Source organism: candidate division KSB1 bacterium (genome assembly GCA_034521575.1).
In the GTDB taxonomy this organism is placed as follows: domain Bacteria; phylum Zhuqueibacterota; class Zhuqueibacteria; order Residuimicrobiales; family Krinioviventaceae; genus JAXHMJ01.
Window position 1 is genome coordinate 66,059 of the sequence record JAXHMJ010000004.1, and the last position, 26,490, is coordinate 92,548.

Consider the following 26,490-nt stretch of genomic DNA (forward strand, 5'->3'; position numbering starts at 1 on the left):
CTGCCGCTTGCCGCATGGGGATTCACCAAGACGTGCAACGCCTGTACCGGAATGAAAGCCCGGCCGCACCATCCAGTCGGAGCGTTTACTCGAACAAACTACCCTGAACCGAACGCTTTTCCTCGCGCTCAATGCGTTCCAGTTCAGAAATCCGGTCCTCGAGCTCGGTGATAAGCTGCATCTGTTCTCCGGACATCAGTTTGGTGGCAAACTCTTTTTCCAGCAGTTCAAGCGTTTCATCCAGATTGGACGATTTGTAGCGCAACAGATCCAGATCTGTGAAATTTGACCAGTATTTATTCCAGTTCGGTAGATGTCGTTTTTGTTTAGACTTTCGTTCAGCTGCCATTCCCATGTTGATCTCCTTTTAATACATTCAGATTACGCGGCTTCTACCAATGGTTGTTCCTGATTATAATCTTGTTTGTGCTCTGCTTCATATTCATTCAACAAAGACAGCATCAGAGCTCGATAGGTTTTCAGGTCATGATGCCAATTAATCAAATTGCTTCTTACAATGCTATCTTGCAAATATTTGTTTTGAATATCCGTATCAATACGGCTCCATAGCTCGTTGAGCATAGAGGCTGTATTGGCGTGATTCATATGCACATAGGACATAAAGTGTTCGTAGGAATAATTCTTTTCATTGAATTTTTTGCTCAATTCAGAAACCAGGTTCTGCATTTCTGTTACGGGATCCAGCAGGGTATCAAGCCAGTCCGGCAGAGACAAAGACTTTGCAGTTTCGGCTCGTTTCATAAAATCACCTCCTAATATTTCCTCAACAGTCCGCGCACCAACCCGATCACGGAAAAATTTGGATGATCGCGGTCAATATATATCGGCTGCATGGTCGGATTTTCCGGCTGCAGTCGAATTCTGTCATGTTCTTTGTAAAAGCGTTTCACGGTCGCTTCATCATCGAGCAGCGCAATAACAATATCGCCGTTGTGACAGGACTGGGTCTGTTTGACCACAATAATATCCCCGTCGCGGATATCCGCGTCGATCATGCTCTGACCTTTGACACGCAGTAAAAACGTATCCTCATCGCCGGCCCATTCTTCATCCAGCATCATTTCACCTTCTTTATCTTCATACGCCAGCTGCGGCATGCCGGCCTGCACCTGACCGAGAATGGGGTAACTTTTTGCACCGCTGCGCGCCTCAAAATCCGGATTTGTATCCACAAGATTCAAAGAACGGGACTTGCCGTCGGTTTTGGTCAAATAGCCCTTTTCCCGCAAAACCTTGAGTATTTTATGAATCCCGGCGGTTGAGGACTGGCCGAACACATCCGCCAGTTCACGCACCGTCGGCGAATAGCCGTAATCCGTCTGATAGCTGCGCACGGCCTCGAGCACTTGCGCCTGTTTTGTCGTCAAATCATCCATAAGGTGAACAAACCATCTTTAAAGTGAACGTTTGTTTACCCTAAAGATAACATATTATCACCTATTTGTCAAGGATTTTTTTAAAATCCGAGTCCAAATCAGGAAAATAAAATTTTTATCATTCAAAACAACACTGCATAATCGCCCCTGAACTGGACGGATCAGTTCCCATGATACGACAAGGCATATATTTATGATGCATATCCCCATTACCCAAACACAGGAGAATCATATAAAGGAACGTCATATTATTCAGATCGCATCATTCTTATATTCTGCAGCTCGGTCTGAAATGTATGCATATCTTTGATGACGATCGCATTCAGACTGTGCAGTGCTTTTTCACAGGAATCGGCCGACTCGCCGCCGACAAGCATCGGCATATCACCGGACAGCAGACGCTTCAAACGTAAAAGCCGGGCGGCAATATCCGGATCTGCCGGCGGGAAAATAAAACTTGCAACAAGCGCTGCCGCATCCATCTGCTGATTTGATCGGGCGGCTTTTTAATTTGCATAATAGCTGTCAGAACATTACATTAAAACAAAAATTAGCAATAGGTCCACACATGCGCCTGATCCTCATATTCATATTGTTGAGTGTCGCTGCACTCACGGCACAGGAACTTGAAGAATATACACTGTTCGGCATGCTGCAAACAGCGCAGCTGAGTGAAATAAGCGGCATTGAACGGTCAGCACAATCGGATACCGTCCTGTGGGGCATCAATGACAGCGGCAACGCTCCCAACCTGTATGCTTTTTCAAAGACCGGAGTTCAGAGATCCTTTACGATAGAACATGCTGAAAACAGGGATTGGGAAGACCTGTCCGCGTTTCGCCGGAAGGGTCAGTCTTTTTTGATCATCGCGGACATTGGAGACAACAGAGCCGTGCGGGACCATTGTGTACTTTACATCATCAAAGAACCCGATCTGCGTTCATCCAGTGATGAAATCACCTTGCAGCAAAAAATCTATTATCAGTATCCGGACGGCCCGCGCGATGCGGAAGGCTTCGCCGTAAATCCGCAAACCCGCTCTATTCTAATCTGCTCTAAACGCACTATTCCACCTGCTATATACAGACTGCCGCTCGATTTGAGCAGCGACAGCCTGTATACCGCAGAAAAAATTGCCGATCTCACAAGTATTCCGCGTCCCAAGATTCCCAGGCTCTGATCGACCGCTATCAGTGGCAGCCGACGGCCATGGATATTGATTCGCGCTCTGAGACTTGCTGCATTTTAACCTATTCTTATCTACTGGTTTATAGAAAAAACAGCAGCGAATCCTGGGAGCAGGCGGTCCAACGGGCTCCGGCAATCAGACAACTTCCCCTGATGCAGCAGGCGGAAAGCCTGTGTTTTTCCGATAACGGGCAAAACCTGTTTGTGACCAGCGAAAAAACACCGGCGCCTGTTTTTCGCATTTCAACCCCCTGAGCCCAATTGGCTTGATAAAATGGCAGAACTTGAAATCATAATATGGATTAACTCTTATTTTCTTTGCGGTCTCGGCTCGTTATAGAACCACCCAATTCTTCCTGTTTTCCCCCACTCTAAAACAAAACCCGGCCGCCGCCCGCTTTGTTGGTTGTCCCCGCCCATTTCATTTGTTAACTATGGTTTACAATAGTTTACAACCATTTTTCCTTTCATTTTCGTATTTTACATGGTATTCTAAAGAAAGGACAAATGAATGGTTTCTCGTTTACTATTGGCGATTCTCACACTGACTATGGCAAGTCACGCGATACCCATTGACACAACCCGCGTTTACACAGACGACGGCAAACGTATTTTTCAAACACAAAAACTAAAGCAAGCTCCAACCATTGACGGCAGACTGAATGATGCGTGCTGGCAAAACAGCGTCTGGTCCGGGAATTATACCCAGCAAATCCCAATGGAAGGCGCCCCCCCCACCGCAGAAACCGCTCTGAATATATTGTATGACGACCACAATATTTATGTGGCCATACGCGCGTTTGACGATCCGGACAAAGTGGACCGCTCCGCCAGCCGCAGAGACGGCTTCAGCGGCGATATCGTCGGAGTCTGTTTTGACAGCTATTTTGACCACCGCTCCGGATTTGAATTTAATCTGACAGCCGCCGGCACCAAAATCGATCTGATTCTGATGAACCGGGGCATTGATCGCAATTGGAATCCGGTCTGGGAAGGCAAAGTGTCGCACGATGACCGCGGCTGGAGCGCTGAAATGCGAATCCCCTTGAGTCAACTCCGATATGACGGCGATGAACAGCAAATATGGGGCCTGCATGCCTGGCGCTGGATCAATCGCAACCAGGAGGAAGACCAATGGGCGCTCATTCCGCGCGACACCCCCGGACGCCTGTATGACATCGGAGAACTGCACGGCATTCAGAATCTTCCCAAACACCGCCGCATCGAACTGCTGCCCTATGTACGCGGCAAACTGCACACATTTGATGCGGACAAGGACAATCCGTTTACAAACGGCCGGGATTTAAACGCCGCTCTGGGGTTGAACGGGAAAATCGGTTTGAGCAGTGATTTTACCATGGATTTTACCTTAAATCCGGATTTCGGCCAGGTGGAAGCCGATCCCGCCAATCTGAATCTGAGCGCCTTTGAAACCTTTTTCAGTGAAAAACGCCCCTTTTTCCTGGAAGGTAAAAATATCATGGACTTTGAGCTGGGCGGAAGTGAGCTCTTTTATTCAAGACGCATCGGCGCCAAACCGGCCTATTCTCCGGATACAGAGGATAATGAATATCTGGATACGCCGCAAAACACGTCTATTCTGGGGGCCGTCAAAATGACCGGCAAATCCCGAAACGGATTATCCATTGGTATCATGGAAAGTGTAACCGGCAAAGAAAAAGCCCGGATCGGAAGCAGGACGGATGAACGAGAGATTACGGTCTCTCCCTTGACCAATTATCTGGTCACCCGGGTTCAAAAAAATATCAACGACAGCAATACCATGATTGGCGGCATATTAACCGCCACACATCGCGATATTCAGCAAAACCATCTGCTGGAGCTGCCGGATCAGGCCTGGACCGGCGGACTGGATGTTTTACACTACTGGCATGATAAAACCTATTATATTGACGGCAAAGCCGTGTTCAGTCATATTGACGGTAATCCGTTGGCAATACTGGAACGACAGACCTCATCCGCACGCTATTATCAGAGACCGGACGCGGATTATCTCTCTCTGGATTCGAGTCGAACTGATTTGAGCGGCACAGGCGGTGAACTGGAAATCGGCAAGGGCGGAAACGGAAATTGGCGTTTTGAACTGGAAAGTCAATGGCGCACACCGGGACTGGAGTCTCAATGATCTCGGGTTTATGCATACAGCGGATTTTATCAGCGCCGGCGGTGAAATTGAATATAAAAACAATGTCCCCTGGTGGTGGTTCCGGTCTGTATCGGTTTCCGCTTCTCATGAGCGGCAATGGACGTTCGGCAAAGAACAAATTCACAACGGTACCAATCTCATGCTGAGCGGACGATTGCGCAACAAGTGGAGTGTTTTCATGCGTGTCACACGTATGGCTGACGCCATCAACCCACGACTGCTGCGCGGTGGTCCGGCCATGATTCAGGAGGGGCACTGGTGCCGATTTCTCAGAATCGGCACAGACGACGCCAACAAGGTCAGTGGTGGTTTTGGAATTCACAGCCACCGGCACGACGATGCTCCGGCCTCTCAGACGCTGGACTTTTTCCCTTTCCTCACGTTTAAACCCACCCCCCAAAGCCGTTTGAGAGCAGAACTCGATTACAGCAAATCCAGAACTCCATTCCAGTATGTGGAAGCTGAAGCGCCGTTGTATGTGCTGGCCCGACTGGACCGGGAAACCATCGGTATTACCCTGCGAATGGACCTGTCTATTACCCCGGATTTTACAATCCAGTTTTACGGCAATCCCTATTTCTCAACAGGACAATACAGCCGCTTCAAATCCATTGACAATCCACAGGCGGACCGGTACCGGGACCGCTATTCAATACTCGATCAAGAACTGGCCTATTCTTCAGAGGATGAACAATTTAAAGTGGATGCAGATCTTGACGGCAGCGCCGATCTCGGTTTCGATGATCCGGATTTCAATTTTGCGGAATTTCGCTCCAATGTTGTAGCGCGCTGGGAGTTTAAACCCGGCTCTACACTCTTTTTCGTGTATACTCACGGAAGATCGGCCTATGAAACCATAACCCGATCATCGTTTTCTCATAATGTTGACAACTTGCTGCATACAAGACCGGATAATATCTTTATCATCAAACTTAATGTGTGGTTTTCAGTTTGAGTCTTTAGCATCATTTATCCCGTTTTTCAAAGAGGAATAAATGATGTTCGGCAGGGGGTATATTTGATTTTTTCCACGATGTTATTAACAAATTTGAAAGACGCTTGAATCGGATGGATATTCAGGAAGGAAAGCCGCCTCTGCAGAACAGAGGCGGCATATTACTTTATTTCAAAACATACGTCAAACCAATGGCAAAATCTATATTGCTGCGCTGATAGATCTCCTTATAAGAGCCCAATGGTGTCTGTTCGTTCAGATAATAAGCAATCTCTTTTTCACCGTCATCATACATGGTGTACAGAGCGCCCAGATCCATAAACAGGGCTTCGGTGAGCGCCACACGCGCTCCCAAACCGACGGTATTGCTGGTGAGACTGTGACTGATATCAGTCTGATAAGCAGCACCGACACCGGTCTGTGAGTGCAAAACGCCGAGACTCAGAGTCACGTCTTCATTCAGCATATACTCGGTTCCGGCCGATACTTCAAAAAAGTTATTATCAACCAGTTCCTCGCGGCCTTCCCAGTCCGCGCCGTCATCAAAAAAGTAGGTTCCGGATACGGATGCTTTCCATTCCGGAGCAATGACATACTGAACGCCAACACCCAGAACAGCGGGAATGTCATTGCTGAAAGACACGCCGTCCGGATACATTCCGGTGCCGTCTTTTTCGGTATCGTTTTCAAGGTCAAGATCCGTGTTCATCTCATAGCGGAGTCCGATATTCAGTCCGTCCATGGGACGTACATTCAAACCAACCAGCGGAGTCACAGCTGTACCGGTCTGAGTGACATCAACCTCTTTGTCCGCCACCATAGCAGCGTACTGAGACATTCCCAACGTATTGAACAGATGATAAGCAGACACCAGCTTGCCCTGCGGATTCACATCCGGTATAGTCGGATTGATTTTCACATCAGCAAGAGCACCGTCATAGGTATTGACTGCATAAATATAACGCGCGCCTGCGGACACACTGACCATGGGATGCAGGTCGTATGCGGCGTTGAATTGAAATCCCCAGAAAATGGAACTGCCCTCGAGATTTACGGAAACATCATATTGCGATGTCGGAACCGGGCCGCCCATTGCTTCCGGTAAATTTGACAGAATTAACGGCAGTTTGGCCACGTCGGTTTCAAAAGAAGGCAGACCCTCGGCATAATCAGCCGTACCGCCGCCGCCAGTGGGGCCAACACCCAGGGACAAAGCCAGTTTGTTGCGTTTCCACACAACATAGGCATTGGGGAATGTGGGGACTGTAACCTCACCCACAAATTCTTCATCATTCAGATAAGGAAATTTGTTAATGATTGTTTTTTCCTGAAAAATTGTCTGACTGCTGACAGAAAAATACCAGCCATCTTGCAAATCAACCAAACCGGCCGGATTAAAATAGACCGCATCTACATCGGTTGAAGCGTTGCGTGACAAATTGCGCACAAACGCCGCACTTTGGTTGGTATTCGTAATGATGCCCCCTGCAAGTACAAACTGTGCTGCGATGAGCAGCACCAAAATCACGACACACCCTTTAAGATACATAGCCGCTCCTTTTGTTAGTGAATACATTAAATGAACACAATTCAAGATAGGAATTATATTAAAGATGCACAAGTATTTTTTAATATTATTTTAACATTTTTCAACGGATGACAGAGAACCAGCGGTCTGCATCAATGACGTTGGTTAATAGGCGCCGCGAATATGATCTTTGACATGTTCCTGATAAAAACGACGCAGTTGTTCGTGAATTTCAGGCGACAGTGAGGGCAGATCACCGGCCGACGTATTGGAAACCACATGTTCGGTATTCGAAGCGCCGGGTATGATTACACTGACCTCCGGAAAGTCCAGAATCCAGCGAAGCGCAAACTGCGCCATGGACCAGTTCTGCGGCACAAACGGCTTTAACTGATCCGACAGTTCCACACCTTTTTCAAAAGGCAATCCGGCGAATGTTTCCCCCACATTGAACATTTCACCGTTGCGGTTAAAAGACCGATGATCCTGCGGGGAAAAAGTCGAGTCTTTTGTAAATTTACCCGCCAGGAGTCCGCTTGCCAGAGGCAGACGAATAATCAAGGCGACATTTTTCTCTTTGGCCTTTTTAAACAATTCATCGATCGGTTTTTGTCTGAAAATATTAAAAATAACCTGCAGCGACGCCAGATCATCCTGTTCCAGGCAGATCAATCCTTCTTCCACGGTTTCTACACTGGCGCCGAAATAACGGATCAATCCTTCTTCTTTCAAGCGGCGCAGCCAGTCAAACACTTTGCCTTCCTGCAAATGATGCCTGGGAATGCAGTGCAGCTGCGTCAGATCAAGCCGGTCCACACCCAAACGTTTCAAAGATTCTTCGGTGGATTGTTTGAACAAATCCAAAGAGTAATCATCAGGGTAACCGCGCAGGCGGCCCAGCTTGGTTGCGATAAACAGATGAGCCCGCGATTCCTTGATAAACTCGCCGATCAATTCTTCGCTTCTGCCGGTTCCGTAAACATTGGCTGTATCAAAAAAAGTGACGCCCCGTTCCACGGCGGTCTGCATAATAGACATGGCGGTTTGATCCGTTAGTTCTCCCCAGTCCCCGCCGAATTGCCAGGTTCCCAATCCCACTTTTGATACATTTTCCTGTGTCGCTCCAAAATGTCTCGTCTTCATAAATCTCTCCTGTACTCTTTTTTTTATTGTCACCTTCAATAACAGTTTGATGAGGCACAATCATTCCGTCACTGTAGAATAAAATGTAGTGAAAATCAAAACCAGAAGCAGATTGATTGACAATTAATTATATTTTTGCTTGACTTTGTCTTGAAAAAGCCCTAATTTTCCGAATTACTAACCGAATTGAATTCATTCATGCTCAGGACAAAACGTGTTTTTCACAAACTCACACATACCGACACTCACACGCGCAGCATTCGCCAATGGTATGGCTTGTTCTGACAGCAAAGGCAACCGGGTTGTTCCGCTCGTTGTCAATGAAATCATCTCCCTGCCTGTTGTATGGGTCGTACTAAACATTATAGTACTACCTCTCGTTATTATTAACCTCTTGCTCCTGAAATAGCAAACAGGGTGTAAGAGGCCAATCAAACACACAAATTTTCCACAAATAATCATTTTCTTTACTATAGCCTCTGCACCCTGGGAAAAGACTGCTAAGACAGGTTTCACAGGCGGGAAAAGAGTTTGAAACAAAAAACAATAAAAAATGAGGATTTCCATGACTGGTGCAGAAATGTTACTCTACGCATTTACAAAAGAAAAGGTTAAAGCGGTTTTTGGCTATCCCGGCGGTGCGGTCATTGACATCTTTGACAAGCTGTACGATTCAGATACCGCCTTTTTCCTCACACGGCATGAACAGGGCGCAGCCCACGCAGCAGACGGTTATGCGCGCGCGTCCGGAGAGGTCGGAGTCTGTATCGCCACATCAGGCCCCGGCGCCACGAATCTGGTAACCGGACTGGCTACGGCTTATATGGACTCGATTCCGGTGGTCGCCATCACCGGACAAGTCAACACCAGCCTGATCGGCAACGACGCATTTCAGGAAGCGGATACCGTCGGTATTACACGCTCAATCACCAAACACAACTATCTGGTCAACAATGTAGACGATCTGCCGCGCATCTTAAAGTCCGCGTTTTATATTGCGCGCACCGGCCGTCCCGGTCCGGTCGTGGTGGACCTGCCGAAAGATATTCAGCAGGCCGTGACCCAGGTGCCCTATCCGGATACCATTGACATCCCCAGCTACAAACCCACCATGGAGGGCCACAAACAGCAGATTAAAAAAGTGGCCCAGGCCATTGCTGAAGCCGAACGCCCGGTCATTTACGCCGGCGGCGGCGTGGTGGCCAGTGAAGCCAGCGACGAGCTGCGCAAACTGGCGGAAATTGCCGATATCCCGGTGACCACCACTCTGATGGGACTCGGGTACATTTTCCGAAACCGACGAACGCGCTTTGAAAATGCTGGGTATGCACGGCACGGAATACGCCAATTATGCCATTCAGGAATGCGACCTGCTTATTGCTGCGGGCGCGCGATTTGACGATCGCGTGACCGGCAAGGTTGAACACTTTGCCTCCAGGGCCAAAGTTGTACATATTGACATTGACCCCACCACCATCCGCAAAAATGTTGAGGTTCATCTTCCGGTGGTCGGTGATATTAAATCCGTACTCGGGATGCTGAACACCGTTGTCAAACCCAAACAACACAAGGCCTGGCGGCAAAAAATTGCGGACTGGAAAAAGAATCATCCGTTGACCTACGCCGAAAACGGCCGCATTCAGCCCCAGTACGTGATCGAGCAAATCGCGGATCTGGCCAAACACCGCGCCATTATCGCCACCGAAGTGGGTCAGAACCAGATGTGGGCGGCCCAGTATTACGATTATGTGCAACCGCGCACGTTCCTGACCTCCGGCGGTCTCGGGACCATGGGCTATGGATTTCCGGCCGCCCTCGGTGCACAGGTGGCTCACCCGGATTCCCTGGTTGTGGACATTGCCGGCGACGGCAGTATCCAGATGAACATCCAGGAACTGGCCACCGCAGTGGTTTACAATATCCCGGTCAAAATAATCATCTTAAACAATCATTCTCTGGGTATGGTGCGCCAGTGGCAGGGAATTTTTTACAACCGGCGGTTTTCCTCAACCTGTCTGAAACGCCGCGCCACCTGTCCCTCGCACTGTGACCGCTCCGGCGACCAGTGTCCGGCTTATATTCCGGACTTTGTCAAACTGGCCGAGGCGTACGGCGCCACCGGATTGTTTGCCGATCAACCGGATCAGGTGCGGCCGACGCTGGAAAAAGCATTCAAAACACCGGGCCCGGTTGTGGTTGAATTTACCATTGATGAAGATGAAAACGTGTATCCGATGGTGCCGGCAGGCGCCCCCATTGATAAAATGATAAGAGGGATGGCATAATGAGACATATTATTAATCTTGAAGTAGAGAACAACGCGGGCGTCCTCGCCCGCATCGCGGGACTGTTCAGCGCCCGCGGTTTCAATATCGACAGCCTGTCTGTCGCCAATACGGACAGTGATGATATTTCCAGAATGACCCTGGTGGTTCAGGGTGACGATGCTATTATTGAACAGGTGAACAAACAGCTGAACAAGCTGATTGATGTCATTCGGGTGACCGATATCACCAAAAACAACTATGTGGACCGGGAGCTGCTGCTGGTGCGTGTCAACTGCCCGCCCAATCAGCGCGCAGATGTCTCACAGGTCGCCGAAATATTTGGCGCCAAAGTGGTGGACATTGGCCCCAAAACCCTGACACTTGAAGTGATCGGATCTGAGCAGAAAATTGACGCGTTTGTCGAGACCGTGCGCCCGTACGGGCTCAAAGAAGTGGCGCGCAGCGGTCCGGTGACCATGCTGCGTGAAGCCGCCAAACGAAATTAAACATTAACCAGAATATATAATCGAGGGAGTACGCTATGAACGTTTACTATGAAAAAGACGCCAATCTGGACCTGTTCAAAGGGAAAAAAGTCGCCGTGATCGGCTATGGAAGTCAAGGTCATGCCCATGCTCTGAACCTCAAGGACAGCGGCGTGGATGTGGTGATTGGTCTGCACGAGGGCAGCCGTTCCAAAGCCAAAGCTGAAAAAGCCGGACTGACGGTGATGAGTTCCGCTGACGCCACCCAAACCGCCGAGGTGATTATGATGCTGACTCCGGATCAGACACAACCGTCGATTTACGAAAGCGAGATCAAGCCGAATCTCAAAGCCGGGAAAGCGCTGGCCTTTGCGCACGGGTTCAATATCCATTACAATCAGATTGAACCGCCGCAGGATGTTGATGTCATCATGATCGCCCCCAAGGGACCCGGACACCTGGTCCGCGATCAGTTTGTCGCCGGTCAAGGCGTTCCCTGTCTGATCGCCATCCATCAGGACGCCAGCGGCAAGGCCAAAGACAAAGCGCTGGCATGGGCCAAAGGAATCGGCGGCGCGCGCGCCGGTGTGCTGGAAACCACATTCCAGGAAGAAACCGAAACCGATCTGTTCGGCGAACAGGTTGTGCTCTGCGGCGGTGTCACTGAACTGGTGCGCAACGGATTTCAGACTCTGGTGGACGCCGGATACAAACCCGAGATCGCTTTTTTTGAATGTCTGCATGAACTCAAACTGATCGTAGACCTGTTCTATCAAGGCGGCATCTCGCGCATGTACTATTCCGTCAGCGAAACCGCGGAATACGGCGGACTCACGCGCGGGAAACGCATCGTCGGCGAAGAAAGCGCCAAAGCTATGAAAAAAATCCTGGAAGAAATCCAGAGCGGCGAATTTGCTACCGAATGGATTCTGGAAAACCAGGCGAACCAACCGCGCTTGAAAGCCATGCGCCGTGAAATTGACGAGTCACAGATTGAAACCGTGGGCAACAAATTGCGGAAAATGATGAGCTGGATACAAAAATAGAGGAGTCTGTGTTTTGGATAAAAACCGAGTTCTTGTATTTGATACCACCTTACGCGACGGTGAACAATCACCGGGCGCCAGTTTGAATGTGCAGGATAAATTGAATATTGCACATCAGCTCGCCCGCCTGGGTGTGGATGTCATCGAAGCGGGATTTCCGATTTCAAGCCGGGCCCAGTTCGATGCGGTCAAACAAATATCGGAAAACGTGCAGGGTCCAGCCATTGCCGGACTGGCGCGCTGTGTTCAAAGTGACATCGAAAACGCCGCCAAAGCATTGGAAAAAGCAAAAAAACCGCGCATTCATACCTTTGTCGCCACGTCCAGGATTCATCTGGAGAAAAAATTCGGAAAATCCAAAGATGATATTTTAGAAATGGCGGTAAAAAATGTTGAACTGGCGCGCAAGTATGTCGATGACGTTGAATTTTCCCCGGAAGATTCATCGCGCACCGGCAAGGACTATTTGTTCCAGGTCGTGGAAGCTGCCATCAACGCCGGCGCTTCCACCATCAACATTCCCGATACCGTGGGTTATGCCACCCCGGATGAATTTGGAGAGCGCATCCGCAGAGATCATCGAAACCGTGCCCAATATGCACAAAGCCATTCTCAGTGTGCATTGTCACAATGATCTGGGACTGGCTGTCGCGAATACGCTGGCCGCCATCCGCAACGGCGCCCAGCAGGTGGAAGTGACCATCAACGGTATCGGTGAACGCGCCGGTAACGCCTCACTGGAAGAAGTGGTGATGGCCCTGAAAGCGCGTAACAATTTCTATCAGAAAACCACGGGCATCAACACCCGGGAAATCACCCACACCAGCCGCATGGTCAGCAGCCTGACCGGCATGTCGGTGCAGCCCAACAAGGCGATTGTCGGCAGCAATGCGTTTGCGCACGAAGCCGGTATTCACCAGGACGCTATGATCAAACATGCCAGCACCTACGAGATCATGACCCCGGCGGAAATCGGTCTGGATGCCAGCCGCATTGTGCTCGGCCGCCACTCCGGCCGTCACGGACTGAAACAAAGACTGCAGGAACTCGGCTATGTCCTGGATAAAGGGGAAATGGACCGTGTGTACGAACGTTTTCTTGAAATCGCGGACAAGAAAAAAGAAGTGTTTGATCAGGATCTGATTGCCATTGTCGGCGACGAATATCAGGAATACGAAGAGACGTTTCATCTGGACTATTTTCACATCACCAGCGGCAATTCGGTGCTGCCCACCGCCACGATCCAGTTGCTGCGCGGTGAAGACAATTTCAGAGACGCCTCGGTGGGCGACGGTCCCATTGACGCCGCGTTCCGGGCCATTGAAAAAATCGTGGACCGTCCGCTGGTACTGGAAGAATACTCGCTGCGCGGCGTGACCGGCGGCAAGGACGCCATGGGCGAAGTGGTGGTGCGTCTGCGCCAGGGTGATTACAAAATCCTGGGGCGCGGCGCCTCGACCGATGTGATTGAAGCCAGTATCCGCGCTTTTGTCAATGCGCTCAACCGGATGCTGCACATGGAACAAAACGGCAAGTTTGACTCGAATGAACAGGTATAAACAAGCATACGGCGGTCACGCCGCAACAGGAGGAAACCAACAGGCATGCAAACCGACACCACAATAACCGTGCTGCCGGGCGACGGCATCGGCCCCGAAGTCACCGCGGAAGCGGTCAAGGTGCTAAAGGCGTTAGCCGGGTCAAGTGATTTGAATTTTGAATTCAACTATGCCGATGTGGGCGGCTGCGCGGTGGACAAGCACAACACACCGCTTCCGAAAGCCACACTTGAACAATGTAAATCCAGTGATGCGGTTCTGATGGGCGCCATCGGCGCGCCGCAGTACGACGAACTGCCCGGACACCTGCGGCCGGAACGCGGTCTCCTGGACCTGCGCAAAGGCCTGGGACTGTACGCCAATCTGCGTCCCGCGCGCGTGTATCCGGCGCTGGCGTCCGCATCAACGCTAAAACCCGAGTACATCGAAAACGTGGATATTCTCATTGTCCGCGAGCTCACCGGCGGTATTTATTTCGGCACGCCGCAGGAGATCAACGAGTCCGGTGGAGAAGCGCGCAGCACCATGGTATACCAGAAACATGAAATTAAACGCATCGCCCGCGTCGCCTTTAAAGCCGCCGGCAAACGCGGGAACCGCGTCTGCTCCGTGGACAAGGCCAATGTGCTGGATGTCTCCAAATACTGGCGCCGGATTGTCAAAGAGACGGCAACCGAGTATCCGGATATCGAGCTCAGTCATATGTACGTGGACAATTGCGCCATGCAGCTGGTGCGCTATCCGGCTCAGTTTGATGTGATTGTCACCGGCAATATGTTCGGCGACATTCTCAGCGACGAAGCGTCCATGCTCACCGGCTCTCTGGGCATGCTGCCCTCCGCCAGTCTGGGCGACGACTATGCGCTGTACGAGCCCGTGCACGGATCCGCGCCGGATATTGCCGGACAGGGCAAAGCCAATCCCATTGCCACCATTGCGTCAGCGGCCATGATGCTGCAATACACCCTGAACCGTCCCGATCTGGCCGAAACCATTGAACAGGCCATTGAAACAACCCTGATTGCAGGCTGCCGCACCGCGGATATCGCCATGAACGGCGAAACCCCGGTCAGCACGGCGGACATGGGACAGGAAATCGTTAAAAATCTATAATACTATGACTATGAGACGTTTATGAGCACGTTGACCCTATATGACACCACCCTGCGCGACGGATCCCAGGCAGAAGGGATCTCGTTTTCCGCAGAGGACAAAATCAAGATCGCCAAAAAACTGGCCGCGTTCGGCGTTGATTATATCGAAGGCGGCTGGCCGGGATCCAATCCCAAGGATATGGAGTTTTTCCGCCGCGCCCGCGACATCAACTGGGGCAAAACGAAAATCGCCGCGTTCGGCAGCACCCGGCGCGCCAAATTTAGTGTACAGGACGATCAGAATATCAAGCTGCTGCTAAAAGCCGATACCCCGGCGGTGACGGTGTTTGGTAAAACCTGGGATCTGCATGTGACCGAAGGCCTGCGCACCACCCTAAAGACCAATCTGGAGATGATCTATGATTCCGTGGCCTATCTCAAGGATCAGGACAAACAGGTGATCTATGATGCCGAGCATTTCTTTGACGGCTTTGCGCACAATCCGGATTACGCGCTGCAGACCCTGGAAGCGGCGCAGCGCGGCGGCGCCGAGTGCCTGGTGCTGTGCGATACCAACGGCGGCACTCTGCCGCATCAGGTGCAGGATATGATCGAGGCGCACTCAGGCGCACGGATTCGACGTGCCGCTGGGCATGCACGCCCACAACGATTCGGATGTGGCGGTGGCCAACAGTCTGGCCGCCATTCAGCTGGGACTGTATCACGTGCAGGGTACCATGAACGGGTATGGCGAACGCTGCGGCAACGCCAATCTGTGTTCAGTGATCCCGAATGTGGCGCTGAAAACAGATATCAAGCTCAGCCGCCGGGTCAAGCTCAAAGACCTGACCCGACTCTCCCGCTATATCAGTGAAACCGCCAACATGCAGCATGAGGAAAAAGCCGCGTTTGTCGGCAACAGCGCCTTTGCGCACAAAGGCGGCATTCACGTCAGCGCCATCAAGCGCAACCGCCGCACCTATGAACACATCGATCCGGAACAGGTCGGCAACCATCAGCGCGTGCTGGTGTCGGATCAGGCCGGACAGAGCAACGTGCTGCACAAGGCCGAGGAAATGGGCTATAAACTGTCCAAAGACGCGGATATCAAACAGATCGTCGAGCGCATGAAAGAACTGGAACATCTCGGATATCAGTTCGAAGACGCGCTCGGCTCCTTTGAGGTGCTGCTGCACAAGACCACGGGACAACACAAGGACTTTTTTGAACTCAAAAGCGCCAGGGTGATGATCGACAAGCATGAAAACGGCGATTTATACTCTGAGGCCATTGTCAAAGTCACGGTCGACGGCATGCTGGAACACACCGCATCCGAAGGCACCGGACCGGTCGATGCCCTGGACGAGGCCTTGCGCAAGGGTCTGGAACCGTTTTATCCGTCCCTGAAACACGCATGAAACTCACGGACTATAAGGTGCGAGTGCTGAACAGCACCGAGGGGGCGCCGCCGCCAAGGTGCGCGTGTTCATCGAATCCCAGGACGAAAACATGGTCTGGGGCACCGTCGGCGTCTCGGAAAACATCATCGAAGCCAGCTGGCAGGCCCTGGTCGACCGCATTACCTATAAACTCATGCGCGAAGAGCAGGCAGCCCCGGAATGAGGAACAAGCGGCGGGGCTGGCCGGGTGTACGTGCTTGTTATAACCTGTTTTCTTTAATCATATCAACATAAGCACTGCTGATCAGGTCTTTCGCTGAGATATTGAAAGCCTTTATCAATTCATTGGCTTTAGTCTTGCCTTCAGTCATATTCTCATTCTCTTTGAGAACAACTTCAAATTCTAAAAATTCTCCCAGATTTTCGACCTGATCCAAATGAATGCGAGTTCTTCCGATGAGATAAAGTCTACGAGTCTTTTTTACTTTCCCGCATGAACCGTATGATCTTTCTAAAATATAAAGTAAACGATCAGGTTCATGAGTGGATGTAATATGGTACTCGGATGGTTTGGGGCCGGTTATATCAGGTCGATTGTAGAATATGAGCACACCATTGTCCTTTGAAAGAATACGGAGTTTTAGTCTTCCATTCTCACATTTGAAAAACGTATCGTCTTGTATAATAATTTCGGGTTCTGCATCAGCCAAGCTTTCAGCTTTTTTCATGCAGTAATCAAAGTCTGAAATTCTCGCTTTTATTTCTATATTTCTTGCCATTCATTCTCTTCCAGTTCTTTAGAACGTCGCGCAACCGGTAAAGCCGTTTGGCGCGGGCTTTTCCAAAGGCCGTGACAAGCGGTTTTGTGCGTGTTCATGCGCTTGTTAGTGCCATCTCTCGCTAGCATTCGATCAAAGGGCCTCTATCCGAAAATGGCGTTGCGATGGTTTGTTTTATTTGTTTTTTCAATTTCATTACTTTTTCTTTAGAGTTCCCAATCAATTTCTTCCAGATTCCAGCTTTCCAAATAATCTATTGGATCAGATTCAATACCAGTCACAAATGTTAGAATTCCTTTTAAATATTCTTCCTCGTTAGTATAATTCCTAGCGGCAGCTCCAAGCTCAACAGCTAAAATATCAATTACACTATATGCAAACACAATGCACTCATAAGCCATCGGTGTCAAGTTATCAGTATCCATTGATCTTTTTAAAATAATTTTTACCAGTTATGATTCCCAAGGCATATCATACCAATTTATATATTCATGGATTGCGCTGTCAATAATACTGTAATGGTTTCCTCGATAGTCTGTTCGTTCATGTTTTGCATTTGAATCATCGAATAATTGCTCCAAAGGTTCCGACAGTAATCTTTTAATCACTTCAAAGTCATTCAGTTCTTCCGCCATTTGAAGATTGCCCGCAACAGTTTCAGAATCTTTTTTCTTTTTATCCTGCTGGCATGCCATTATTGTCGCATATTGAAGCATGCCGGCAATAATTAGAGCGAGGCGATGTGTTCTTCCCTGCGGTATCAGGTGTTGGAGCATACTTGTCCATACGTTATATGTGGCAGGTCCAACAACTGATTGTAATGTATTCATGCGATCATCCATTTTAAATTGATATCAATATTAGCTCTAAAAATGATTTTGTATGCGCTAACCTGCACGCGGACTGAACCGGCTCGGTCCCGCCTGAAAAGTCCAATTCACCCAGGCCCCCTTAAACAATTAAAAAGAGCACGCACCCCGCGTGTCAGGTTGAGCTCTCCGTTAGCATTTTATCTGCAAATCAATAGAGCGTGTTATATGTGCTCTATGATATACACAGTGAGCGTTTCAATAAAATATTTCGCCTTTGCTGCATAATCTGATATTAATTCTTCCGAAGGTATGATTAAATCGACATAATCGAATTTTTGACGATATTCAAATACTGTATTAAACAGCCTTCCAAATTCTTTTGGGAAAACCCCGGTTTTGATGAATTCTTTGTTGAAAAATCCTTTCACTTGCCCATGCTTGGAAAAAGAACTTTTTTTGAGAATCAATAAAGCCTGAACCGCGTAAAACATCGAATAATAAATACGGTTCATCGCAGGAATATACATCGAATTTTCCAGCATCAATTCTGCGGCTTTTATCGATTCATTTGCCCGCTCTAACCGGTAATTAATCAAGGTTTTTTGTTCATCATGGCTCAAATGGCTATGCCTTCCTTCTCAATATGCTTATATAAAGGAATGGTGTGATTGAATTCTTCAGACAGTACAATCACATCAATTTGGCAATCATGCTCCAGCTCAAGGTCATAGGCCATATCAAACAAATCTTCCTCGATCTCCCGATTCACTTTTGGCAATTTAACCATGATATCAATATCGGACTCTTTTGTTTGCTCCAATCTAGCCGACGAACCGAACAATTTCATATCAATAATGTTGTACTTTTTTTCTACTTTTTGCTTGAATTGCTTTGTAATTAATTTGATCTTGTCATTATTTGTCATTTATTTAAATCTCCTGAATCCATCTATAAATACTATTTGTAATATACAACTTTAATAACTTTATGCAAATTATTTCAATGCTAACGATAAAGTTCTGCGGCGGTTAGCCGTTCGCTGCAGCACATTGCTGGCCATTTGCTTTGAATCCTTCATGAAACATGACATTGCCCTGCGGCATGTTCCCGTCAAATGAAAGAGCGAAGAACACTTCTTGCGGAACGCCTTCATGAACTAGCCCTTCAACATTGTTAAAGCCAAATTGTCGATAGTATTCCGGATGTCCGACCAGGCAGCAACCTTTGGCTTTGAGTTTTCTCAAGTGTGACAATCCTTCTTGTATAAGTGCCTTTCCAATGCCCTTGCGTTGAAAGTCTGGGTGTACTGAAACCGGGCCGAGTCCGTACCAGTCTTTGGTGCCGTCTGACATTGTTAAGGGAGAAAACGCAATATGTCCCACAACAAGGCCGTCTAACTCTGCAACCAATGAGACTGTTAAGGCCTTCGCAGATCGTAGTGCCTCAATGATAAACTGCTCAGTGTGATTGCTGATCTCCATCGTTTCGAATGCTGATTTCGTCACATCCGAGATTAATCTATAATCAGTGTCCTTTTCGTCTCTAATTATAACATTTTGTGCTTCCATCAAAGTTCCCTTTACTTTTTATTATTATGGCTAACTTTCACTTGAGTTGCCTGGCGCTGTTACGCATTAACCCACTCGCTCTAACCATTCTAACTTTACTTTCCCAAAACAACGAATACTTTGCCATATTCACTGCCAGGTCAATTCCAAGTGGTTGTTGAATAGCAAGTCTTTTTTTTATACTCAATAATATTATTATTTATAAATTCATATAAACTTTTTGGCATACGACTTCTAGTTGAAATAAGTGTAACAAAATTTCTTATTGAAACAGTAACATACTTTTTCGGCTTCTTTTCTATTTGTTTACATATTATTTCTACGTTTTCATATACATATTCACAAAATGTAATAAAAAACCAAATTAAATACTTTCCCCTTATAAAGTGTTCTGCACCTTTATTTTCAGTAAACTCTTTTTTTATAATTTTTACCAGTTATGATTCCCAAGGCATATCATACCAATTTATATATTCATGGATTGCGCTGTCAATAATACTGTAATGGTTTCCTCGATAGTCTGTTCGTTCATGTTTTGCATTTGAATCATCGAATAATTGCTCCAAAGGTTCCGACAGTAATCTTTTAATCACTTCAAAGTCATTCAGTTCTTCCGCCATTTGAAGATTGCCCGCAACAGTTTCAGAATCTTTTTTCTTTTTATTCTGCTGGCATGCCATTATTGTCGCATATTGAAGCATGCCGGCAATAATTAGAGCGAGGCGATGTGTTCTTCCCTGCGATATCAGGTGTTGGAGCATGCTTGTCCATACGTTATATGTGGCAGGTCCAACAACTGATTGTAATGTATTCATGCGATCATCCATTTTAAATTGATATCAATATTAGCCCTAGAAGTGATTTTGTATGCGCTAACAATTAAATCAGCCGTTTTAACCGCATCAGGCTAATTTGTGCAAACCAACCGAACTTGAAACTGCCACGAAATTCGCCTGAAAGAATCAGCGGTTAAAATCGGCTGCAGTTGCTTGATATTATTCTTGTCCTTTAGTCAAGTTTTGCTTAAAACATTGCAACCCCATAAACCAAAGGAGGACAAGATGCGATTTTACACAGAACAGCACCGCTATTACTGCGGTATCGACCTGCACACCAAAACCATGTACATCTGCATCATCGATGCTGACGGCACAATCCTTTGCCACGAAAACGCACCGGTCAATGACGTGATACTTTTGGACATCATAGAGCCGTACCTTCCGGATATCGTCATCTGCGTCGAGTGCATTTTCACCTGGTACTGGATCGCTGATTTTTGCGAAGAACGCGACATCCCATTCGTGCTCGGTCACGCGCTTTACATGAAAGCCATCCACGGCTCGAAAACCAAAAGCGACAAAATCGATTCGCAAAAAATCGCCAAACTGCTCCAGGCGAAAATGCTGCCCATGGCCTACGTCTATCCGCGAGGCCTTCGCTCGACCCGAGATCTTTTACGCCGGCGCATCCATTTGACCCAAAAGAAAGCAGAGCTTTTGGCTCATATTCAAAATACTAAAAGTCAGTATAACCTGCCAGGATTTGAGAAATCAATTTCCTACAAAGCCAACCGCAAAACAGTCGTTTCACATTTTGACGATCCGAGCGTGCAGCAGATGATCCACTGCGACGTGTCGCTGATCGATCATTATGATGTGCTGCTGCAACAGGTCGAATTGTATATTCTCAAACACGCCAAAGCGCATCGACCGCAGGATCTTTATCTGCTGCAAACGATTCCGGGCGTGGGCAAAATCCTGGCGCTGGTGATGCTGTACGAAATCCACGACATCAACCGTTTTGAACGAGTGCAGCATTTCACCTCGTACAGCCGACTTGTAAAACCGACAAAAGAATCAGCCGGAAAAATCAAACGTGGCGGTGGCAAAAAAATGGGCAACGCCTTTTTAAAGTGGGCTTTTTCCGAAGCCGTGCTTTTAATGCTGCGCGAAAGTGAGGAGGTCAAAGAACTGCACAATCAACTTAAAAACCGTTACGGCAAGCCCCGCGCCTTGGCAATCCTGTCGCACAAACTGGGACGCGCCGTCTATTATATGTTGAAAAATAAACAAGCCTTTAATGTAAAAATGTTTGTAAATGAAAAAACAAAAGCAAAAGAAAAAACTTTGGTAAATGAAAAAGCAAAAACGGCTGTCGCAGTCGGATCAACGTCTAACTGAGGTCGCCAACAAAGCGAGTCGATGATAACGATCATTGCCAATTTGAGAGTGTGCTTGAAAGCACAAGTATTAGTACGGGCTATGATCTAGACAGCTAAGAACCTCGCTTGTTTGATTGGACGGCCGGCACGGGCCATATATAAAGATCATACATTTTTCGTCTGCTCCTGTCTGAGCCCGTTGACTAACTGAATCGAACGTTGAGTCATATTTCTTGCATGGGACAGCCCAGGATCCGAGAATATTTCCGAGATCGCCCCGCCAACGATGCGGGGATACAACTCCAATATATGTTTGGTGGCAGACAACGTTCTGCGAAACCGCACGAGAAATCAAGTCAGACAGTAAAAATGAGTTGATCAAAGAAAAAACTTAAAATAAAAAACTAATTTATTTGACAGGGATTACTGTTTTTACTTGACATTTTGGGACAAATATATGTTATGTGTTCTCTTAATTTAACCTTATTCTCAACGGTTAGCAATATGAAACGGTTGGGTTTTCGGGCTGCGTACTTGTCCACCGACAAAAATGCTGAAGCGAGAAACAAACGCCCACAAACCGCTGAACCCCAACTGTTTTATATTGTTTGTTGTGTTTTCGTGCTTTATTTTCTGTTGTCTATCCGTGTATTGGGGCAGCCATACTCTTTGACAAATTTTGGTTTGTGTGTCGGGTTTTTGAGCGACTTGGCAATGTGTATGGATGCGAAGGGCTGGCATTGTATCGAGATATCAATTTTTACTAATCAAATCTATCAAGTAATGCCATAATACAATACTTTCCTTTTGTGATGTTCTGTGGTGTATGGAACTTAATTTCTCAACTAAAGGAAATGACTCTATTTCAGACAGCAACTCTTTTTTTTCAGTCCAATCAATAGTTGAATCAGAGTTTTCTTGTGACAATTCTGAAATCCAATTATTTATCTTTTTTATCCATTCAGCAGAAGTCTTGTCCTGAATATATCCAAACATTCCACATACTTTTAAGTGAGATGAATGATGCCCCCTCTTAAATCGTTCAATACCTCCTCTAATTCCACAAACATATTCTTTATTGTTAGATGATTCTGATAGTCGTTTTGCTTCAAATTCGATTATTGGAATAGGCTTTCGTGTTCTTGACATTACAAAAACACCAATATCAGTTTCTTTATCTGATTCTGGTTGTGTAGGATTTTTACTAAATCTAAAAGGGAAAAAGCTTTCAAAATCATTTTTACATAATTCAAAATGACCTACTAAAAAATCACTAATTCTATTTTCGCTATCAGAGTCTTTGTATTGGTGGTAATATTCAGGAAATTCTGAAATGTTTTTATCTATAAAAGTCAGTATTAAATCCACTTCAAAATTTGAGTCCACACTCAAATCGTTTGGTTTTGGAGTTTGATATGATGGATAAGAATCTCTAAGCATTATAATAACGGGATTTAATATAGTCTGCAAAAGTTTCGTCTGCATCCCTTAATGCAATAGATGGTAACCAATATCGTAGTTGTTTTGGCTTAGCTAATATGATAGAGTCTTGTCCATAAGCTTTTATTATCCGTTGTATATGTGTTTTTTGCTGATTATCATCTCGGGTTGGGATTACATTTTCAATATATTGTTCCAAGTCCGTAATTACTTCTTGTTTTGGGGTTAAATTTTCATTAGTATATTCAAAATGTAAGGCGCAATACCTTTCTGCGTCAATTACTTTATATAATTGGAAATTTTTATTTGTATGATAAATGCTATTTAAAGTCTTACAAAACAAATTATTGTATCTTTCTATTTCACTTAAAGATGCGTTCTTTTCAATACTATTGTTAGAGTTTGAATTTAAAAAGTAGTCCATAGAATCATTAAGAATGATTTTATCAGCCTCAGATAATAGAACTTCTTTTACATTTTCAGGATAAGGAATGTTCAAAATATCCTCATCGTATAAAGAAGTAGATTTAATTATCTTAACACGGCTACTTGTTACTAATATGAAGAACCTTAATAAATAATCGTGTTCTTTTATGTAATCAGCTAGTTTAATTAATTCCTGCCTATCTTTTTTTGGTGCATGAATTGAATATATATCACTTAAAAATGTTAAATATTCATCCGAATATTCTGTGAGAAGGCTACTTCTTCCCAAAACTTTTCTAATCAATAAATGAGGAGGAGTATACAATTCTTCTTTTCTAGGTCGATGGAAAAAGGGAATTTCACATTTTGGATATGTATCTATTTGAATTCCGTTTTCTGTCAAACATTCTGTCGGAAGAAAGGCTTTGCCAGTTATATATTCTGCTTTGTTTTTATCTCCTTTTTCAATAAAACCTTCACCTTTTATCCAACCTTCACCTTTTTTATTATTTAGGAAATCTCCTAAACGTCGAACCTTTGATAACCGTTCCAAAAGCTGAACTAATCTACCACCTCCAAATAAATTCGCTTTCCATATATATGGATTGTTAATTACTGCATCCTTATTTGCATAATGAAAATCATAATAATCAAATTCTATAAACAGCCTATTTGCATTTGAGAAAGTTCTATTTGCAATTAAATGCAAGACATCTTCATTATCAGGCTCTGTTTTTTGAATAAACACAGCTGCTGTAGCAACATTTTTTCTTCCCCAAAGCTTATCAGCAAGTTTTGTGAAATCAATTACTTGTATTAAATTATTCTGCGAAAATAATTCTTGTTTAAAATCCTGGTCTTTTTGATAGAGAATTGGTCCTGAAGGTTGGATTAAGCATAAAAGTGCATCTTGCTTAAGCAGTTTCATTGATTGTACAAGAAAATGTAAAGCAGGATTTTCATCTGGTATTTTTATTTCACTTTCATATCCAACATCTTCTTTTAGTTGTTTGAAATGTTTTTTCCTGCTAGGTTCTTTGCCGTTAACTTTAGGTAAATTAAAAGGAGGGTTACCAATTACTAAATCAAAATCAGATTTTTGATTATCTGTAATAAACTTGAAAAAATCCGTTTCAATTATATTTTTGCTTAAATCAGGAAATTTCAGTTTCCCCCATGTAGGTGGGTCTAAATCAACTTCATCTAAAACTGCTAATGCAAGGCTCTGAATACTCTAGAAGGCGAATGGCATTTGCGTCTTTAATGTCAACACCATGAATGCTTTTTAACAAAAGATTCTTTAAAACAGATAAAGAAGGTTTGGTTAATTTTCCGGTTATCTTCCATTCAGTGTATCTCCACCATTGAACAATACGCTTGTAGGTTTTTACAAGAAAAATTCCCGAGCCGCAACTGACATCAATTATTTTAAAGTTTTCCTTTGGTTGTTTTAACGGCATACACTCATCAACCAAAGTACTAACAATCATTTCTGGAGTATATACAATATCCTTATCATCTGTGAGTAATTCCTCATAAACCGAACTTATAACTTCTACCGGTAAGTGGGAAAATGAATATAGACGCCATATTACAATCTGTTTGTCTTGACTATTACCATCTAAATATTCAGCCAATACTTTAACATTTGCATCTTTGATTGCTTGACGTTCTTTTGTCTCATGCTTTTTATCCCATCCAAATATCTGTCCGTTAAAATCTTCAGCTAATTGGTCTAACCAATCAAGTCGCTTTGCAGCCTAGTATGTAATAGTGTTAAAAAAGTTTGAGCAATGAAAATGTTTATTAAAGTTCCTGCAAAATATCCACTGGCACTTTTTTCATCTCTTTCCTCAAGGTACTTGAGCAGGTGCAAGCTGTTGTCACTTATTAGTTTAAGGGAAACGTGTTTGTCTAATCCTGATTCTTTTTGAAAATCCTCATGGACTTCTTCAAGTCCTCTAATCAAATCACGAGTAGCGGATTCTTCAAAACGAAAATCTTTTTTTTCATCTTGCTCATCCCAAAAAAGCCCAGTATCCAAATCTTTTGCACGAAATTCTTTTAATCTTGTCCCGGTATATGTTAATAACTCTTGCGCATAATTATCTCTGTTCATCTTTCGGTTTTTTGCGTGAAATAGAAAAACGCTAATTGACGATTTTCCAATGGGTCGAGTGTTCGGCAGGCACCTGATAACCAGTTCCAGGCGACTTTTTATGTGTATCGAGTTTTTTTCTTCAGATGTTAAATTTTTATGAGTGAAGAATCGATGTTGTACAATTGAGGCACATTACCTCTTCCACCTTCAAAATGTCTGAAATAAACAGCGTCTGCATCAAATTTCTTCTTTGCTGTTTCCAGGGCAAAAAGAATATCAGGCGATGCGACATTAAAACTGACGTTTTCATAATCATTTGTCAACAAAACACCATTATTCTCACTACTATCTAAAAATGAGAAATTCAAGTTAATAATTTGTTTTTCAAATAATTGCATCAATTTATTTTAATTTTAATATAATCCAAATTACAAAAATACATTTTTATTACTGAGCATCGAAATTTCTATTTCTAAAATATCAACAATTCTATGTTGTTTAATCGGAAACCGTGGAATGGCAAAAAATTGGCTCTTTTGCAAGCTGTAGTATTGGCTTGTGTGTTTGGGCTTGCAAATGTGCCAAATGTGCGCAGGCATTACTTGCACGGTCTTTTAGCATGAAACACAACGTTTGCGTGTATGAGAAGTTTCGCCGACTTCCTTATTATTATATCATAGAGGAGGCGAAATTTGGGTGAAAGAAAAAGTGCAACCTTTGAAAATTAAATAACGCACTTTTTCTTGAACCTCATACACGCTGTTATGTGATGTTCGGCTTTTATGCTCTTTTATTAGATGTAGCAAGAATGATAAAACCGATTCCAGACAAAATTGAGGTAATGTCATAAGTTAAAACTCTTGAGTCATCAATAATATTTCCTATACCATTTAACAACAAAAGAGCACCCAGAACTATTAACGAAATTTTGAAAGTTTTGTTCATAATTTCTCCTCAAGTTATAAATAAATTAA

26 protein-coding genes and 4 pseudogenes are annotated in these 26,490 nt (G+C 45.5%); 11 read left to right on the plus strand and 19 right to left on the minus strand.

Annotated elements, in window-relative coordinates; translation table 11 throughout:
• Positions 1–85: 85 nt before the first annotated feature.
• From U5R06_12420 to U5R06_12435, 4 genes are all read right to left on the minus strand, one after another.
• Positions 86–355 carry a hypothetical protein gene (locus U5R06_12420; GenBank protein ID MDZ7723576.1) on the minus strand — a complete coding sequence of 90 codons (270 nt, stop codon included), beginning with the start codon at positions 353–355 and terminating at the stop codon, positions 86–88.
• Positions 356–381: 26 nt separating this feature from the next.
• Positions 382–762, minus strand: coding sequence for a hypothetical protein (locus tag U5R06_12425; GenBank protein MDZ7723577.1), 381 nt, complete (start codon positions 760–762; stop codon positions 382–384).
• Positions 763–773: 11 nt separating this feature from the next.
• Complete coding sequence (gene lexA / locus U5R06_12430; GenBank protein ID MDZ7723578.1) at positions 774–1,388, minus strand: transcriptional repressor LexA; 615 nt, start codon at positions 1,386–1,388, stop codon at positions 774–776.
• Between the two features lie 257 nt (positions 1,389–1,645).
• Positions 1,646–1,879, minus strand: a complete 234-nt coding sequence (locus U5R06_12435) for a hypothetical protein (GenBank protein MDZ7723579.1) — start codon at positions 1,877–1,879, stop codon at positions 1,646–1,648.
• Positions 1,880–1,965: 86 nt separating this feature from the next.
• Between U5R06_12435 and U5R06_12440 the strand changes: the two genes are divergently transcribed.
• From U5R06_12440 to U5R06_12455, 4 genes are all read left to right on the plus strand, one after another.
• Entirely contained in the window at positions 1,966–2,577 is a 612-nt protein-coding gene (locus U5R06_12440; protein MDZ7723580.1) for a hypothetical protein, read from the plus strand.
• 29 nt (positions 2,578–2,606) lie between these two features.
• Complete coding sequence (locus tag U5R06_12445) at positions 2,607–2,840, plus strand: hypothetical protein (GenBank protein ID MDZ7723581.1); 234 nt, start codon at positions 2,607–2,609, stop codon at positions 2,838–2,840.
• A gap of 256 nt (positions 2,841–3,096) precedes the next feature.
• Positions 3,097–4,731, plus strand: a complete 1,635-nt coding sequence (locus U5R06_12450; protein MDZ7723582.1) for a DUF5916 domain-containing protein — start codon at positions 3,097–3,099, stop codon at positions 4,729–4,731.
• Positions 4,685–5,707 carry a DUF5916 domain-containing protein gene (locus tag U5R06_12455; protein MDZ7723583.1) on the plus strand — a complete coding sequence of 341 codons (1,023 nt, stop codon included), beginning with the start codon at positions 4,685–4,687 and terminating at the stop codon, positions 5,705–5,707. Before U5R06_12450 ends, U5R06_12455 begins: the two co-directional genes overlap by 47 nt.
• 166 nt (positions 5,708–5,873) lie before the next feature.
• Here the strand turns inward: U5R06_12455 and U5R06_12460 are convergent, their stop codons facing one another.
• Both U5R06_12460 and U5R06_12465 read right to left on the minus strand, forming a co-directional pair.
• Entirely contained in the window at positions 5,874–7,256 is a 1,383-nt protein-coding gene (locus U5R06_12460) for a hypothetical protein (protein ID MDZ7723584.1), read from the minus strand.
• A gap of 144 nt (positions 7,257–7,400) precedes the next feature.
• Positions 7,401–8,378, minus strand: coding sequence for an aldo/keto reductase (locus U5R06_12465; GenBank protein ID MDZ7723585.1), 978 nt, complete (start codon positions 8,376–8,378; stop codon positions 7,401–7,403).
• A 559-nt stretch (positions 8,379–8,937) separates the two neighbouring features.
• On the opposite strand from U5R06_12465, the pseudogene ilvB reads away from it, so the two are divergent.
• The 6 genes and pseudogenes from ilvB (at position 8,938) to cimA (ending at position 16,452) form a co-directional block, all read left to right on the plus strand.
• Positions 8,938–10,663 (plus strand): annotated as a pseudogene (ilvB, locus tag U5R06_12470) (biosynthetic-type acetolactate synthase large subunit).
• Positions 10,663–11,151: an acetolactate synthase small subunit gene (ilvN, locus tag U5R06_12475; protein MDZ7723586.1), complete on the plus strand. Its 489-nt coding sequence runs from the start codon at positions 10,663–10,665 to the stop codon at positions 11,149–11,151. The pseudogene ilvB and the gene ilvN overlap by 1 nt, the downstream one beginning before the upstream one ends.
• A 35-nt stretch (positions 11,152–11,186) precedes the next feature.
• Positions 11,187–12,176 (plus strand): ketol-acid reductoisomerase, encoded by a 990-nt coding sequence (gene ilvC, locus U5R06_12480; protein MDZ7723587.1) that lies wholly within the window; start codon positions 11,187–11,189, stop codon positions 12,174–12,176.
• 13 nt (positions 12,177–12,189) lie between these two features.
• Positions 12,190–13,735 (plus strand): annotated as a pseudogene (locus U5R06_12485) (2-isopropylmalate synthase).
• A gap of 45 nt (positions 13,736–13,780) precedes the next feature.
• Positions 13,781–14,848 (plus strand): 3-isopropylmalate dehydrogenase, encoded by a 1,068-nt coding sequence (leuB, locus tag U5R06_12490; GenBank protein ID MDZ7723588.1) that lies wholly within the window; start codon positions 13,781–13,783, stop codon positions 14,846–14,848.
• A gap of 21 nt (positions 14,849–14,869) precedes the next feature.
• A pseudogene (cimA, locus tag U5R06_12495) lies at positions 14,870–16,452 on the plus strand (citramalate synthase).
• A gap of 37 nt (positions 16,453–16,489) precedes the next feature.
• On the opposite strand, the gene U5R06_12500 reads toward cimA, so the two are convergent.
• From U5R06_12500 to U5R06_12530, 7 genes are all read right to left on the minus strand, one after another.
• Positions 16,490–17,008 (minus strand): class IV adenylate cyclase, encoded by a 519-nt coding sequence (locus U5R06_12500; GenBank protein MDZ7723589.1) that lies wholly within the window; start codon positions 17,006–17,008, stop codon positions 16,490–16,492.
• A 206-nt stretch (positions 17,009–17,214) separates the two neighbouring features.
• A complete protein-coding gene (locus U5R06_12505) occupies positions 17,215–17,433 on the minus strand; it encodes a hypothetical protein (protein ID MDZ7723590.1) in 219 nt (72 codons plus the stop codon).
• A 27-nt stretch (positions 17,434–17,460) separates the two neighbouring features.
• Entirely contained in the window at positions 17,461–17,838 is a 378-nt protein-coding gene (locus U5R06_12510; GenBank protein MDZ7723591.1) for a hypothetical protein, read from the minus strand.
• Between the two features lie 203 nt (positions 17,839–18,041).
• A complete protein-coding gene (locus U5R06_12515; protein ID MDZ7723592.1) occupies positions 18,042–18,440 on the minus strand; it encodes a HEPN domain-containing protein in 399 nt (132 codons plus the stop codon).
• Positions 18,437–18,745 (minus strand): nucleotidyltransferase domain-containing protein, encoded by a 309-nt coding sequence (locus U5R06_12520; GenBank protein ID MDZ7723593.1) that lies wholly within the window; start codon positions 18,743–18,745, stop codon positions 18,437–18,439. Before U5R06_12520 ends, U5R06_12515 begins: the two co-directional genes overlap by 4 nt.
• A 103-nt stretch (positions 18,746–18,848) precedes the next feature.
• Complete coding sequence (locus U5R06_12525; protein ID MDZ7723594.1) at positions 18,849–19,388, minus strand: N-acetyltransferase; 540 nt, start codon at positions 19,386–19,388, stop codon at positions 18,849–18,851.
• 437 nt (positions 19,389–19,825) lie between these two features.
• A complete protein-coding gene (locus U5R06_12530) occupies positions 19,826–20,203 on the minus strand; it encodes a hypothetical protein (protein MDZ7723595.1) in 378 nt (125 codons plus the stop codon).
• A gap of 246 nt (positions 20,204–20,449) precedes the next feature.
• Here U5R06_12530 and U5R06_12535 point away from each other — a divergent pair.
• A pseudogene (locus tag U5R06_12535) lies at positions 20,450–21,484 on the plus strand (IS110 family transposase).
• A gap of 818 nt (positions 21,485–22,302) precedes the next feature.
• Here U5R06_12535 and U5R06_12540 read toward each other — a convergent pair.
• From U5R06_12540 to U5R06_12565, 6 genes are all read right to left on the minus strand, one after another.
• Positions 22,303–23,019, minus strand: coding sequence for a hypothetical protein (locus tag U5R06_12540; protein MDZ7723596.1), 717 nt, complete (start codon positions 23,017–23,019; stop codon positions 22,303–22,305).
• Positions 22,982–24,646, minus strand: a complete 1,665-nt coding sequence (locus U5R06_12545) for an N-6 DNA methylase (protein MDZ7723597.1) — start codon at positions 24,644–24,646, stop codon at positions 22,982–22,984. The genes U5R06_12540 and U5R06_12545 overlap by 38 nt, the downstream gene beginning before the upstream one ends.
• Entirely contained in the window at positions 24,615–25,052 is a 438-nt protein-coding gene (locus U5R06_12550) for an N-6 DNA methylase (protein MDZ7723598.1), read from the minus strand. Before U5R06_12550 ends, U5R06_12545 begins: the two co-directional genes overlap by 32 nt.
• A gap of 98 nt (positions 25,053–25,150) precedes the next feature.
• The gene (locus U5R06_12555) at positions 25,151–25,534 is read right to left on the minus strand and encodes a hypothetical protein (protein ID MDZ7723599.1); all 384 of its coding nucleotides are present in this window, start codon (positions 25,532–25,534) and stop codon (positions 25,151–25,153) included.
• A 128-nt stretch (positions 25,535–25,662) separates the two neighbouring features.
• Positions 25,663–25,914 carry a hypothetical protein gene (locus U5R06_12560; GenBank protein MDZ7723600.1) on the minus strand — a complete coding sequence of 84 codons (252 nt, stop codon included), beginning with the start codon at positions 25,912–25,914 and terminating at the stop codon, positions 25,663–25,665.
• A gap of 382 nt (positions 25,915–26,296) precedes the next feature.
• Positions 26,297–26,461, minus strand: coding sequence for a hypothetical protein (locus U5R06_12565; GenBank protein MDZ7723601.1), 165 nt, complete (start codon positions 26,459–26,461; stop codon positions 26,297–26,299).
• Between the last annotated feature and the right edge of the window lie 29 nt (positions 26,462–26,490).